We start from the raw sequence: 16,247 nt of genomic DNA, 5'->3' as shown, positions 1-16,247 counted from the left end.
CAATCAACCAGTTGCCGATTCTGCCGGCGGCCGAGCGCGAGCAGGTGCTGTTGGCGTTCAATGCCACTCAGGCCGACTACCCGGCAACGTTGACCATTGCCCAACGTTTCGAGGCGCAAGTGGCGCAGCGACCAGAAGCGCTGGCAGCACAGTTCCTGGGTGAGCAATTGAGTTATGCCGAACTCAACCGGCATGCCAACGCCTTGGCCCATCACCTGATCGCGCTTGGGGTGAAGCCTGATGATCGCGTCGCCATCGTCGCCCGCCGTGGCCTCGATACGCTGGTCGGGCTGGTCGCCATTCTCAAGGCCGGCGCCGGTTATGTACCGGTCGACCCGGCGCACCCGGCCGAGCGTCTGCACTACTTGCTCAGCGACAGCGCCCCCGTCGCCGTGCTCACCCAGAACAATTTGCTTGAGCGCTTGTCGGCACTGGCGGTGCCGGTGATCGATCTCGACCCGCTGACCTGGCCGCTGAGCGAAACTTCTGATCCGCACGTGCCAGGCCTGACCGCCGCGCACTTGGCCTACGTGATCTACACCTCTGGCTCCACTGGCCTGCCCAAAGGCGTGATGGTCGAACACCGCACTTTGTCGAATCTGGTCGATTGGCATTGCAGCGCGTTTGATCTGTGCGCCGGTCGCCACACCTCAAGCCTTGCCGGGTTCGGTTTCGACGCCATGGCCTGGGAAGTCTGGCCGGCGTTGTGTGCCGGCGCGACCTTGCATCTGGCACCGACGCACGAGGGCAGCGAGGACATCGATGCGCTGCTCGACTGGTGGCGCGCGCAGCCACTGGACGTGAGTTTCCTGCCGACGCCAGTCGCCGAATATGCTTTCAGCCAGAACCTTGAACACCCGACGCTGCGCACGCTGCTGATCGGTGGCGACCGATTGCGCCAGTTCAGCCGCAATCAGCAATTCGATGTGATCAACAACTACGGCCCGACCGAAGCCACCGTGGTCGCGACCTCTGGACGCATCGAGGCGGGTGACGCCTTGCATATCGGCAAACCGGTGACAAATGCCACGGTGTACCTGCTGGATGAACAGCAGCGTCCGGTGCCGATTGGCGTCATGGGCCAGTTGTATGTCGGCGGCGCCGGGGTGGCGCGCGGTTATTTGAACCGCGCCGACCTGAGCGCCGAGCGCTTCCTCCATGACCCGTTCAGCCCCGTGCCGAATGCCCGCATGTATCGCACCGGCGATCTCGCACGCTGGCGTGCGGACGGCACGATCGAGTACCTGGGGCGTAACGACGATCAGGTGAAAATCCGCGGCGTGCGCATCGAACTCGGCGAAATCGAAACCCGCCTCAATCAGTTGCCCGGCATTCAGGAAGCCGTGTTGCTGGCGCGTGAAGATGAACCCGGCCAGCCGCGCCTGGTGGCGTATTTCACCGAGCAGAGCCAGGTCGAACCGTTGGCCGTGGCCGAGTTGCGCGCGCACCTGCTGACCCAGTTACCGGAGTACATGGTGCCGGTGGCCTTCGTCAGACTCGACGCGCTGCCGTTGACCGCCAATGGCAAGGTCGACCGCAAGGCCTTGCCGAAACCCGAGCGTGCGGCGTTGTTCAGCCGCGAATACGAGGCCCCGCACAACGAACTGGAAAGCGCCTTGGCGCAGATCTGGGCGCAGGTGCTGCAGGTCGAGCGAGTAGGGCGTCAGGACCACTTCTTCGAACTCGGCGGCCATTCGTTGCTGGCCATGCGCATGGTGTCCCAGGTTCGCCAGCGTCTTGGCGTGGAACTGGCGCTGGGCGATCTGTTTGCCAACGCCGAACTGGCTGCGGTTGCCGAGGCGGTGGCGCAAGCGGGGCGCAGCACGCAACCGGAAATAGTTGCGGTGGCCCGTGACGGCGCCTTGCCGTTGTCGTTCGCTCAGCAGCGCTTGTGGTTTCTCGCACAAATGGAAGGCGCCAACACCGCGTACAACATTCCCATCGGCTTGCGCCTGCGTGGGCAGCTGAATGAACCGGCCCTGCAACAAGCCTTGGCGCGCATCGTCGCGCGGCATGAAACCCTGCGCAGCCGTTTTGCCCAGTTCAATGACGAGGCGCAAGTGCTGATCGCCCCGGTCGACAGCGGTCTACTGCTGCGCGTTGAAGATTTGCGCCAGCACCCGCAACCCGATGAAACCTTGCAGGCGCTGATTCAGGGCGAAGCCTCGGGGCCGTTCGATTTACAGGACGATGCGCTGATTCGCGGGCGGTTGGTGCGTCTCGCCGAGGATCATCACGTGTTGTTGCTGACCCTGCACCACATCATCTCCGATGGCTGGTCGATGGGTGTTTTGACCCGCGAACTGATGGCGCTGTATCAGGCGTTCAGCCAGGGTCAACCGGATCCACTGCCGCCGCTGACGCTGCAATACACCGATTACGCGGTGTGGCAGCGGCGCTGGCTCAGCGGTGAGGTGTTGCAGCGCCAGAGTGAATACTGGCAACAGACCTTGGCGGGCGTTCCGGCACTGTTGACGCTGCCGACTGACCGCGTGCGGCCGGCACAGCAGGATTACGCCGGCAACACCGTCGATGTGGTGCTCGACGAACGCCTGAGCGCCGGACTCAAGGCCTTGGCCCAGCGTCACGGCGTGACGATGTACATGCTCATGCTCAGTGCCTGGGCGAGCCTGTTGAGTCGTTTGTCCGGGCAAGCCGAAGTGGTCATCGGTTCGCCGGTCGCCAACCGTACCCGCGCCGAGATCGAAGGCTTGATCGGCATGTTCGTCAATACCCTGGCCTTGCGTATCGATACCTCGGGCGAGTTGAGCAGCGAAGCGCTACTGGCGCGGGTCAAGACGCGCACGCTGCAAGCGCAGGCGCATCAGGATCTGCCGTTCGAGCAAGTGGTGGAAATCACCCGGCCGCTGCGCAGCATGGCGCACAGCCCGTTGTTTCAAGCGATGTTCAGTTGGGACAGCGGCCACGGCGCTAGCCTGAGTCTGGGCGAGCTGACACTGGAAAGCGTCGCCGAGCCGAGCCACTTCGCCAAATTCGATTTATCGCTGACGCTGGCTGAGGCGCCGGGCGGGATTCGCGGTGTGCTGGAGTACGCCGTTGCCCTGTTCGACGAATCGACCATTGAGCGTTATGTCGGTTACTTCCAGCGACTGTTGCAGGCAATGGTCAACAACGATCAAGCGGTACTGGAGCAGGTGGCGCTGTTGGCAGATGACGAGCGTCAGCATCTGCTGTTCGATCTGAACGCAACCGCCGTCGCCCACGATCTCGAGCAGACCGTTCATGGTCGCTTCGAGGCGCAGGTGTTGCGCACACCTGACGCTGACGCCGTGGTGGCCGGTGAGCTGCGTTTGAGCTACGCCGAGTTGAACCTCCGTGCCAACCAACTCGCTCATCACTTGCGCCAGTGCGGTGTGGATCGCGATTCGCGGGTGGCGATCTGCGTCGAGCGTGGGCCGGAGTTGTTGGTCGGTCTGCTGGCGATTCTCAAGGCTGGCGGCGCTTATGTGCCGCTGGACCCGGGTTATCCCGCCGAGCGTCTGGCCTACATGCTTGAGGACAGCGCGCCCGTGGCGGTGCTGGTGCATGGGCCGACGCGTGCGCTGATCGCCGAGTGGGCGGGCGTGCGGGTCGATTTCGACCAGTGCACCTGGCAAAACCTTGAGCAAAGCAATCCGCAAGTGCCAGACCTGAGCGCCGCGAACCTGGCCTATGTGATTTACACCTCCGGCTCCACCGGCGCGCCGAAAGGCGTGATGGTCGAGCACCGCAACCTGGGCAATCTGCTGCACTGGAGCGCAGGGCTGTGCCCGCTTTCTACCGGCGCCGCGCTGCTGCAGAAAACCCCGTTCAGTTTCGACGCCTCGGTGTGGGAGCTGTTCTGGCCGTTGAGCTGCGGCATGCGCCTGGTTCTCGCCGGCCCGGATGACCACCGCGATCCAGCCGCGCTGGTGCAACTGATTCGTGAGCAACAGGTCAACGTCATCCAGTTTGTACCGGCGCTGTTGCAACAATTCCTTGAAGTGGAAGAAGTCGGTGAGTGCAGTAGCCTGAGCGATGTGTTCTGTGGTGGTGGTGAGCTGACCGCCGCGTTGGTGCGCAGCGTCCGCGAGCGTCTGCCGCAGGTGCGCCTGCACAACGTGTATGGCCCGACCGAAGCCACCGTCGACAGCACGGTGTGGACGTTGGAACCGCAATCGCCAGTACCGCAAGGCGCGCCGCCGATTGGCAAACCGCTGTACAACACCCGCGTGTACATCCTTGATGCTCATCAGCAACCGACGCCGTTGGGTGTGGTCGGCGAGATGTATCTGGGCGGGGTGCAGGTGGCGCGGGGTTATTTGAACCGGCCTGAGCTGACGGCCGAGCGCTTCCTCGACGATCCATTCAGTGATCAGCCCGGCGCGCGTTTGTACCGCACCGGCGATGTCGCACGGTATCTGGCCGATGGCAACATCGAGTATCTGGGGCGCAACGACGATCAGGTCAAGATCCGTGGTTTGCGCATTGAACTGGGCGAGATTCAGGCGCACCTGACGCACATCGACGGCGTGCGTGAAGCGGCGGTGCTGGCCCGTGAAGACGTGCCGGGCGATCAGCGATTGGTGGCGTACTACAGCGGCGAGTGTTTTGAGAACGATCAGTTGCGAAGCCAATTGCTCACGCATCTGCCGGATTACATGGTGCCTGCCGTGTTTGTGCATTTGCAGGCCTTGCCGCTGAGCCCCAACGGCAAACTGGATCGACAGGCTTTGCCGGCTCCCGAGCAGATTGCACTGTCGACCCGCGAGTACGAAGCGCCGGTCGGTGAAGTTGAAACCGTGATCGCCGGTATCTGGGCCGAGTTGCTCAAGGTTGAGCGGGTCGGGCGCTTTGATCATTTCTTCGAACTGGGCGGCCACTCGTTGCTGGCGGTCAATCTGGTTGCGCGCATGCGCCGGGCCGGGCTGTCGGCGGACATTCGCGTGCTGTTCGGCCAACCGACGCTGGCCGCGCTCGCTGCAGCAGTGGGTGGAGAACCCGAGGCGGCGGTGCCGGCGAATCTGATTCCAGCCGATTGCCCGCGCATCACGCCCGAACTGCTGCCACTGGTGGCGCTGGATCAAGCGACGATCGACCGAATCGTCGCGAGTGTCCCCGGCGGTGCGCGCAACGTGCAGGATATCTACCCGCTGGCGCCTTTGCAGACCGGCATCCTGTTCCATCATCTGTCGGCCGCGCAGGGCGATCCGTACGTGTTGCAGGCGCAGTTTGCCTTCGCTGACGAACAGCGTTTGCAGGCCTTTACTGTCGCCCTGCAACGGGTGATTGAACGGCATGACATTCTGCGTACTTCGCTGTTCTGGGAAGGCCTTGAAGAGCCGGTGCAAGTGGTCTGGCGTCAGGCTTCGCTGGGCTGCGAGGCCTTGCAGCTGGACGCCGAAGCGGGCGATGCGCTGAGCCAGTTGCGTGACCGCTTCACCATCGATAACTACCGCATGCCCGTCACCGAGGCACCGCTGATGCGCGTGGTGTACAGCCGCGATGTGTCCAATCAACGCGTGGTTGCGTTGTTGCTGTTCCATCATTTGGTCATGGATCACGTGGCGCTTGAGGTGTTGCAGCACGAGATGCAGGCGTTTCTGCTGGGCAACGCCGCACACTTGAGCGAGCCGGTGCCGTATCGCAATTACGTGGCGCACACCCGCGCCGGGCTTAGCGCGCAAGAGCACGAAAGCTTCTTCCGCGAAATGCTCGGCGCGATCAATGAGCCGACCTTGCCCTACGGGCAAAATATTGCCCATGACGGTCCCGCGCAAGAAGCGCAGTTGACGCTGGAAAACACCCTCAGCCACAGCGTACGTCAACAGGCACGGCGCTTGGGTGTCAGCGCCGCCAGCCTGATGCACCTCGCCTGGGCGCAGGTGCTGGGGCAATTGTCCGGGCGCGACGCCGTGGTGTTCGGCACCGTGTTGCTCGGCCGATTGCAGGGCGGTGAAGGCTCGGAACGCGCGCTTGGGGTGTTCATCAACACCTTGCCGCTGTGCATCGAGCTGAACGCCCATAGCGTCAAAGGCGCCGCACTGGCGACCCACGAACGCCTGAGTCAGTTGCTCGCTCACGAGCATGCGCAACTGGCGCAGGTGCAGCAATGCAGCGCCATGCCGGCGGGCACGCCGCTGTTCAGCACGCTGCTCAACTATCGTCACAGCACCCCGGTCGGGCCGATATCCGCAGAGGTGCAAGCGGCATGGCACGGCATGCAATTGCTCGAGGCCGAGGAACACACCAACTATCGCCTGACCCTCAGCGTTGATGATCTCGGCGAAGACTTCAGCCTGAAGGTATTGGCCGGGGCGGGGATTGATGCACAGCGAATCTGCGGGTACATGCAAGCTGCGTTGAGCGCGTTGCTTGATGCGCTGGAGCACACGCCGAATGTGGGTTCTGATCGGTTGTCGATCCTGCCAGTGCTCGAGCGTGAACAGTTGCTGGCGGGCTTCAACGCGACCGCGGCTGACTACCCGCGCGGGCTGACGATTGCCCAGCGTTTCGAGGCGCAGGTCGCCGAGCGTCCACAGGCTGTGGCAGCGTTGTTGGCCGGGCAGCCACTGACTTACTTGCAGCTCAATCGCCAGGCCAATGCGTTGGCGCATCACCTGATCGAACAGGGCGTTAAACCCGATGATCGTGTGGCCATCGTCGCCCGCCGCGGTCTGGAAACGTTGGTCGGTCTGGTCGCCATTCTCAAGGCTGGCGCCGGTTATGTGCCGATCGATCCGGCGCATCCCGCCGAGCGGATCAGCTATTTGTTGAGCGACAGCGCGCCAGTTGCAGTGCTCACGCAAAGCGATCTGCACGAGAGACTGCCACTGCTGACCGTGCCAGTGATCGATGTCGACCTGTGCGCATGGCCGGCGCAGGCGCAGCACAACCCTGCGGTGCCGGAATTGAGCGCTGCGCATTTGGCCTACGTGATCTACACCTCGGGTTCGACCGGTCTGCCCAAAGGCGTCATGGTCGAGCATCAGACGTTGTCCAACCTGGTCGACTGGCACTGTGAAGCGTTCGATCTACGCGCCGATAGCCACACCTCAAGCCTTGCCGGGTTTGGCTTCGATGCGATGGCGTGGGAAGTCTGGCCGGCGCTGTGTGTGGGTGCGACCTTGCACTTGGCGCCGACCCATGACGGCACCGAAGACATCGACGCCTTGCTCGAATGGTGGCGCGGGCAACCGTTGGATGTGAGCTTCCTGCCAACGCCGATTGCTGAATACGCGTTCAGCCAGAACCTCGATCACCCGACTTTGCGTACTTTGCTGATCGGTGGAGATCGCTTGCGCCAGTTCAACCGCGACCAGCGCTTCGCCGTGATCAACAACTACGGCCCTACTGAAGCCACCGTGGTCGCGACTTCCGGGCGCGTTGACGTTGGCGCAGCGTTGCACATCGGCAAACCGGTGGCGAACGCGGCGGTCTACTTGCTCGACGAGCAGCAACGTCCGGTGCCCATGGGCGTCATGGGCGAGTTGTACGTCGGTGGCGCGGGCGTGGCTCGGGGTTATCTGAACCGCGCCGATCTGACCGCCGAGCGCTTTCTGCAAGACCCGTTCAGTAACACCCCGAATGCGCGCATGTACCGCACCGGTGACCTTGCTCGTTGGCGCGAAGACGGCTCGCTCGACTACCTGGGGCGTAACGACGACCAAGTGAAAATCCGTGGCATGCGCATTGAACTGGGGGAAATCGAAACCCGCCTCAATCAGCTCCCCGGTATCAACGAAGCGGTGCTACTGGCTCGCGAGGACCAACCCGGCCAGCCGCGACTGGTGGCCTATTTCACCGAACTGGCGGGGTCCGAGCCACTGGCGGTGGCTGAATTGCGCGCGCAGTTGCTCATGCAGTTGCCGGATTACATGGTGCCCGCCGCGTTCGTCCGGCTCGAGGCTTTACCGCTGACCGCCAATGGCAAGGTCGACCGCAAGGCGTTGCCGAAACCTGATCTGGCCGCGCTGCCGACCCGCGAATATGTGGCGCCACAAGGTGAGCTGGAAACCGCACTGGCGCAGATCTGGGCCGAAGTGCTGCAAGTCCAGCAGGTCGGCCGTCACGATCATTTCTTCGAACTCGGCGGTCATTCGCTGTTGGCGATGCGCATGGCCTCGCTGATCCGTCAGCGCCTCGGCGTCGAACTGGCGCTGAGTGATCTGTTTGCCGACGCGCAATTGAGCGCAGTCGCTGAAGTATTGAATCGCGCCGGGCGCAGCACATTACCGGAGATCTTGCCGGCACCACGTGATCAGGCGCTGCCGATGTCCTTCGCCCAACAACGCCTGTGGTTCCTGGCGCAGATGGCGGGTGGCAACTCGGCGTACAACATTCCTCTGGGCCTGCGCCTGCGCGGTCACCTCGACGTCGATGCCCTGCAATCGGCGCTGGCGCGGATCGTCGCCCGCCACGAAACCCTGCGCAGCCGTTTCATCCGCCTCGACGACAGCGCCCACGTGTCGATTGCCCCGGTCGACAGCGCTTTGCTGTTGCGCGTGGACGACCTGCGCCAAGACCTGCAAGCCGAGCACACCGTGCAGGGATTGATGGCGCAGGAAGCCTCGACAGCGTTTGATCTGCACAACGATCCGTTGATTCGCGGGCGGTTGGTGCGCCTGGCCGACGATCACTGTGTGTTGCTGTTGACCGTGCATCACATCGTCGCCGACGGTTGGTCGATGGGCGTGCTGACCCGCGAGCTGATGGCGTTGTATCAAGCGTTCAGCCACGGTCAGCCTGATCCGCTGCCGCCACTGACCCTGCAATACGGCGACTACGCGGTGTGGCAACGCCAGTGGCTCAGCGGTGACGTGCTGCAGCGGCAAAGTGACTATTGGCAGCAGACCCTCGACGGCGCGCCGGCCTTGTTGACGTTGCCCACCGATCGCCCGCGACCGGCGCAGCAGGATTACACCGGCGGCAACGTCGAGGTGTTGCTGGACGAACGCTTGAGCACTGGCCTTAAAACGTTGAGCCAACGTCACGGCGCGACCCTGTTCATGACCCTGATGAGCGCCTGGGCGCTGCTGATGAGTCGTCTGTCCGGGCAAACCGATGTGGTGATCGGTGCGCCGGTGGCCAACCGCAGCCGCGCTGAAATCGAAGGGTTGATCGGCATGTTCGTCAATACACTCGCTTTGCGCATCGACACCTCGGACGCCCCGAGTGTCGAAGCGCTGCTGGCGCGGGTAAAGGCGCGGACACTGGAGGCGCAAGCGCATCAGGATTTGCCGTTTGAACAAGTGGTGGAAATCGCCCGACCGGTGCGCAGTCTGGCGCACAGCCCGTTGTTCCAGACCACGCTGAGCTGGGACAGCAGCGTCGGCCCGCAACTGGCGTTGGGCGAGCTGACACTGGAGGGTGTTGCCGGGCCGGGCGAGGTCGCCAAGTTTGACCTGACGCTGACACTGGGCGAGGTCAACGGGGTGATTCGTGGCACGCTGAACTACGCCACGGCGCTGTTCGATGCGCTGACGATCAAGCGTTACATCGGCTACTTCGAACGTCTGCTCGACGCGATGGTTGCCGATGATCAAACGGTGCTGGAACGTGTGCCATTGCTGGCAAACGACGAGCGCCAGCGCTTGCTGTACGACTTCAATGCCACCGCGCGTGACTACCCGCAAACACTGACCGTGCACGGAATTTTCCAACAGCAGGCTGCGGCGCATCCCAAAGCTGTGGCAGCGGTGCATGGCGCACATTCACTGAGCTACTTTGAGCTGAACGCTCAGGCCAACCGTTTGGCCCATCATTTGATCGTCGAAGAGGGCGTGCAACCGGGCGACCACGTGGCGATCCTGCTGCCGCGTTCGCTGGAGTTGCTGGTGGCGCAACTGGCCGTTGCCAAATGCGCGGCGGCCTATGTGCCGCTGGACATCAATGCACCGAGCGAGCGCCAGGCGTTCATGGTCGAGGACTGTCACGCAGTGGCGCTGTTGACCTTGAGCGGCGAAGTCATCGACTACGCCGCACCGCGTATCGATCTGGACATGCTGATCCTCAACGGCCAGCCGACGCACAACCCGAATCTTGTGCAGTCGTCCGAGTCGCTGGCGTACATCATGTACACCTCGGGTTCCACCGGCACGCCGAAAGGAGTGATGGTGCCGCACCGGGGCATCGGCCGCTTGGTGCTTAATAACGGTTACGCCGATTTCAATGCGCAGGATCGTGTGGTCTTCGCCTCGAACCCGGCGTTCGATGCGAGCACCATGGACATCTGGGGGCCGCTGCTCAATGGCGGTCGCGTGGTGATCATTGACCATCAAACCTTGCTCGATCCGAATGCCTTTGGTCGCGAACTGAGTGCCAGTGGCGCGACGATCCTGTTCGTCACTACTGCGCTGTTCAACCAGTACGTGCAACTGATTCCGCAAGTGCTCAAGGGCCTGCGGATTCTGCTGTGCGGCGGTGAGCGTGGCGATCCGGCGGCGTTCCGGCGATTGCTGACCGAGGCGCCAGCATTGCGCATCGTGCATTGCTACGGCCCGACCGAAACCACCACCTATGCCACAACCTTTGAAGTGCGCGAAGTGGCGGAAAACGCCGAGAGCGTGCCGATTGGCGGGCCGATCGGCAATACGCAGGCATACGTGCTCGATGCGTATCAGCAACCGGTGCCGCTGGGCGTCACCGGCGAGTTGTACATCGGCGGGCAGGGTGTGGCGCTGGGTTACCTGAACCGGCCGGATCTGACCGCCGAGAAATTCCTCCGCGATCCGTTCAGCGCGACGCCGGGCGCGCTGCTCTATCGCACCGGCGACCTCGCGCGTTGGCTGGCGCCGGGGCAACTCGACTGCATCGGGCGCAACGACGATCAGGTGAAGATCCGTGGCTTCCGCATCGAACTGGGGGAAATCGAAAACCGCCTGCTGAACTGCCCGGGCATCAAGGAAGCAGTGGTGCTGGCGCGCCGTGACGGTCAGCACAGCCCGCGTCTGGTGGCGTACTACACGGCGCACGCGGGACTGTTGGACAGCGCCGCACTGCACGCCCAATTGCACGCGCGTCTGCCGGAATACATGCTGCCGACAGCGTGGGTGCAACTCGATGTCTTGCCGTTGAACAACAACGGCAAGGTCGACCGCAAGGCGCTGCCGGCACCGACCCAGGAGGCGCTGCTCAGTCGGGTCTACGAGGCGCCGGCCAATCCACTGGAGGCAAACCTGGCGCGGGTCTGGGCCGAGGTGTTGCAGGTCGAACAGGTTGGGCGCCATGACAACTTCTTCGAACTCGGCGGCCATTCATTGCTGGCCATGCGCATGCTCTCCCAGGTGCGCCAGCAATTGGGTGTGGAACTGGCGCTGGCCGATCTGTTTGCCAACCCGGAACTGGCGGCGGTCGCCGAGGTGTTGAGTCAGGCCGAACGCAGCCGCTTGCCGGAGATTCTGCCGGCGCCGCGCGATCAGGCGCTGCCGTTGTCCTTCGCCCAGCAACGCTTGTGGTTCCTCGCGCAGATGGACGGCGGCAACACCGCCTACAACATTCCTTTGGGCTTGCATTTGCGTGGTCGACTCGACGCCGTGGCCCTGCAACGGGCATTGGCGCGGATCGTCGCTCGCCACGAAACCCTGCGCAGTCGTTTCACCCAATTGAATGACGAAGCACAGGTGCTGATTGCCCCGGTCGACAGTGGCCTGCCGCTGATCGAGGAAGATTGGCGGCAACAGCCGCAGAGCGAAGAGGCCTTGCGCACCTTGCTCGAAACAGAAGCGCGCGCGCCGTTCAACTTGCAGGATGACGCATTGATTCGCGGTCGGCTGGTGCGGCTGGCCGATGAGCACCATGTGCTGTTGTTGACGATGCACCACATCATCTCCGACGGCTGGTCGATGGGTGTGCTGACACGTGAATTGATGGCGCTGTATCAGGCGTTCAGCCTCGGCGAGGACGATCCGCTGCCGCCGCTGGCCTTGCAATACGCCGACTACGCGGTGTGGCAACGTCGCTGGCTCAGCGGTGAGGTGCTGCAGCGCCAGAGCGATTACTGGCAGCAGACCCTGGCCGGCGCCCCGGCATTGTTGAGCCTGCCAACCGACCGCCCGCGTCCGGCGCAACAGGATCACCGTGGCGGCAGTGTCGAGATCGAACTGGATGCGCAGACCAGCGCCGGCCTGAAGACGTTGTGTCAGCGTCATGCCGTGACACCGTACATGGTGCTCATGAGCGCCTGGGCGATGTTGCTCGCGCGCCTCTCCGGGCAGTCCGATGTGGTCATCGGCTCGCCGGTGGCCAACCGTAACCGTGCCGAAATCGAAGGATTGATCGGCATGTTCGTCAATACCCTTGCGTTGCGCATCGATACCTCGGGCGATCTGACCGGTGCAGCGCTGCTGGCACGGGTCAAGGCGCAGACGTTGGCGGCGCAGGCGCATCAGGATCTGCCGTTCGAACACGTGGTGGAAATTACCCGGCCGGTGCGCAGCCTTTCCCACACGCCGTTGTTCCAGACCTTGGTGAGCTGGGACAGCAGCGTCGCGCCCGCCCTGGCGTTGGGCGGGCTAACGCTGGAAGGTCTGGCCGGGGACAATCACTTTGTGAAGTTCGACCTGTCGCTGAGCCTCGGCGAAAACCCGCAAGGAATCCGTGGTGCGCTGCGCTATGCCACGGCGTTGTTCGATGAGTCGACCGTACGGCGTTTTAGCGGTTACTTGCAGCGCTTGCTGGCGGCGCTGGTCAGTGATGATCAGGCGGTGTTGGCGCAGGTCAATCTGCTTGCGGTGGATGAACAGCAGCGCTTGCTCGGCTATTTCAACGCGACGGCAGTTGATTGCCCGGTCGAGCAACCGATCCAGAGCCTGTTCGAAGCGCAGGTGCAGCGTCAGCCGGATGCCATCGCCGTGCAGTCGGGCGAACACAGCCTGACCTATCGCGAGCTGAATGCCCGTGCCAACCGCCTCGCGCATCGCCTGCGTGAGCAAGGCGTGGTGCCGGATGCGCGGGTGGCGCTGTGCGTCGAGCGTGGACTCGATCTGGTGGTCGGGCTGCTCGGCATTCTCAAGGCCGGTGGTGCCTATGTGCCGCTGGATCCGGCTTACCCGGCGGAGCGCCTCGACTTTATGCTCCGCGACTGCGCGCCGGTGGCGGTGTTGGTACACACCGCCACCCGATCGCTGTTCGTCGAGAGCGAAGTGGCGCTGATCGATTTTGACCAATGCACCTGGCACCAACAATCGGCGAGCAATCCGCAGGTGTCTGGCCTGACGCCTTCGAATCTGGCGTACATGATCTACACCTCGGGTTCGACCGGTACACCGAAAGGCGTGATGCTCGAACACCGTGGCTTGTGCAATCTGATGCATTGGGGCTCGCAGATCTGCCCGCCGACCCCGGATGGCGCGTTGTTGCAGAAAGCGCCGTTCAGTTTCGATGGCTCGGTGTGGGAGTTCTTCTGGCCGCTGACGGCCGGCGTACGCCTGGTACTGGCACGGCCGGGCGGTCATCGGGAACCGGCGTATCTGGCGCAAGTAATTCGTCAGCAGCGGATTACCGTGGTCAAGTTTGTGCCGGCGCTGTTGCAGCAGTTTGTTGAACTGCAGGAGGTCAGTGAATGCACCAGCCTCAGCGATATTTTCTGTGGAGGCGGAGAACTCACGGCGGCGCTGGCCGCTGCTGTGCGCCAGCACCTGCCGTGGGTGCGCCTGCATAACGTGTATGGCCCGACCGAAGCAACGGTCGACAGCACGGCATGGACACTGGAACCACACATGCCGGTGCCAACGTCGGAATTGCCGATCGGCAAAGCCATCTGCAACACGCGTCTGTATGTGCTCGATGCGCATGACCAACCGGTGCCGCTGGGCGTCATTGGCCAGTTGCACATCGGCGGTATCGGCGTGGCGCGCGGTTACATGGGACTGCCGCAGATGCAGGCCGAGCGCTTTATCGACAGCCCGTTCGTGGCCGGTGATCGCTTGTACCGTACCGGCGATCTGGTGCGTTACCGCGCGGACGGCAACCTCGAATTCCTCGGGCGCAACGACTTCCAGGTCAAGTTGCACGGCTTGCGTCTGGAACTCGGTGAAATCGAAGCGCGGTTGATCCAGCACCCGCAGGTTCGCGAGGTGGTGGTGCTGATGCGCGACGAGCGTCTGGTCGCGTATTTCACTCTGCGCGAGGGCATTGCTGCGCCCGCTATCGACACGTTGCGCGCCTTCATCCTCGAGCAGTTGCCCGAGTACATGGTGCCGGGCGCGTTTGTCGCGCTCGAGGTTCTGCCGTTGAGTCCCAACGGCAAGATCGACCGTCAGGCGCTGCCAGCGCCGGGTCTCGACGCGGTACTCAGCCGACATTACGAAGCACCTCAAGGCGAGGTCGAAACCTTGTTGGCGCGGGTCTGGGGTGAAGTGTTGAATGTCGAGCAGGTCGGACGTCACGACAACTTCTTCGAATTGGGCGGGCATTCGCTGCTGGCGATTCGTCTGGTCAACCTGCTGCAACGTGCGGGGCAACAGGTGACGCTGGCGGAGCTGTTCCAGCGTCCGAGTGTCGAGTCGCTGGCGGCGCTGCTCAGTCAACGCCATGCCGTGCCCGCGCAGCCGGAAGGACTGGTCGTGGTACGACCGGGCGAGGGCGGCAATGCGCTGTTCCTGATCCATGAATTCAGCGGTCGGGACGTGTATTTTCCGGCATTGGCGATGCACATCGAGGGGCAGTTTCCGATTTACGGTTTGCCCGGTGTGCCGCTGGGGAAGCCGCAACTGCGTACCCTTGAATGCATGGCCGCGCGGATGGTCGGGATCATCCGCTCGGTGCAGCCGCATGGGCCGTATCGTCTGGCCGGGTGGTCGTTTGGCGGCTTGCTGGCGTATGAAATCGCCCAGCAATTGCTCGGTCTCGATGAGACGGTGGCGTTTGTCGGCCTGCTCGATACCTACGCGCCGCATCCGGCCAGCCAGGATAAAACCCGCTGGAGCGGCGAGCATCGCGACAAACGTCAGTTACTGGAGCATTGCCGCGCGCGTTCGCAGATGCGCGGTGCAGAAGGGCTGCCGGCGTTGGCTGAGGTCGAGCGGCTGGAGGCTGAAGTCGAACTCATTGCGTTTGACGCACTGTTCCAACGCTGCTGCGAACAGCAATTGCCTGACCCGGAACTGGCCGCACTGAGTGCAGCGGATGCCTGGAGTTACTTTGATCGTGAGGCCGCTCATGGCCTGGCGCTGGCGCATTACCGGGTCAGCCCGGCCAGTCAGCCGGTGCACTTGTTCCGCGCGCAGGGATTAATGCCGGGGCAGGTACAGCCCAGCCCAACCCGCGGCTGGGAGCAGAAAGTCGCCAGCGACTTGCTGCGCTGCATCGATGTGCCGGGTGATCACCGCAGCATGATGAAAGCACCGGATATTCAGGCGCTCGGTCAGGCCTTGAGTCAGGTAATGGCCGCTGCGCAGGCTCCGGAGCCAGAGGCCTATCAGCCACTGTTGACCATTCAGAGCGGACACGCCGGGCATGCGCCGATCTTCTGCGTGCCGGGGGCGGGCGACAGTGTCACCGGATTCATTCACTTGCCCGAGGCCTTGGGCCCGGAGTGGCCGATCATCGGTCTGCAACCGCGCGGGCTCGATGGCAACGGCGTGCCGCACAGTCAGGTAGAAGCGGCAGCCGCGTGTTATCTGCAAGCCGTCGAGCAGTTGTATCCGCAAGGCCCGCTGCACTTGATCGGCCATTCGTTCGGCGGTTGGGTCGCGCATGCCATGGCCGCACAGTTGCAGGCAGCCGGGCGCGAGGTGGCGTCGTTGACCCTGATAGACAGCGAATCGCCCGGCGGCAACGGTACGGCGGGCAAACCGTACACGACGACTGCCGCGCTGGAACGCTTGATCGAGACGCTGCAACTGTCCAGCGGCAAGTCGTTGGGCATCGATCCGCTGGCGTTCGCCGAGGCTGACGACACCACGCAAATGCGCCTGTTGCACGAGGGCATGGTGCGCGCCGGTGTGTTGTCTGCGCGTTCGTCAGCGCAGGCGATGCACGGCCCGGTCCGCACCTTCGCCACAGCCTTGCGCACGGTCTATCAACCGCAACTGGCCTACACCGGGCCGGTGCGGCTGGCGCTGGTCGATGACCCGACGCTGGATGCGTGGGGCAATCAGCGCGAGCAAGCGGCGATGGTTGAAGGTTGGCAGCGCCAGGTGACGGATCTGGCGGTGTGGTACGGGCCGGGCAACCACTTCACGATTCTCAAGGCGCCCAATGTCTTCAGTCTCGCGGCGTGGTGGCATGACGGCCTGAAAGTGCCGGCCGGCCAAGTGGTTTCCTGA

1 protein-coding gene (only partly in view) is annotated in these 16,247 nt (G+C 63.3%); it reads left to right on the top strand.

Going from position 1 to position 16,247, the window contains the following annotated elements; genetic code table 11:
* Positions 1–16,247, top strand: partial view of a non-ribosomal peptide synthase/polyketide synthase gene (locus HU718_RS17940; protein ID WP_186614916.1) — the 3' portion only. Its footprint begins 1,600 nt before the window's first position; 16,247 of the gene's 17,847 nt are visible here — the last part of the coding sequence; its start codon lies beyond the left edge, outside the window; the stop codon is at positions 16,245–16,247.

It is taken from the genome of Pseudomonas tensinigenes, assembly GCF_014268445.2.
Lineage (GTDB): Bacteria > Pseudomonadota > Gammaproteobacteria > Pseudomonadales > Pseudomonadaceae > Aquipseudomonas > Aquipseudomonas tensinigenes.
Note: the sequence above shows the minus strand (reverse complement) of the source record. Positions and strands in the feature narration are given on the sequence as shown.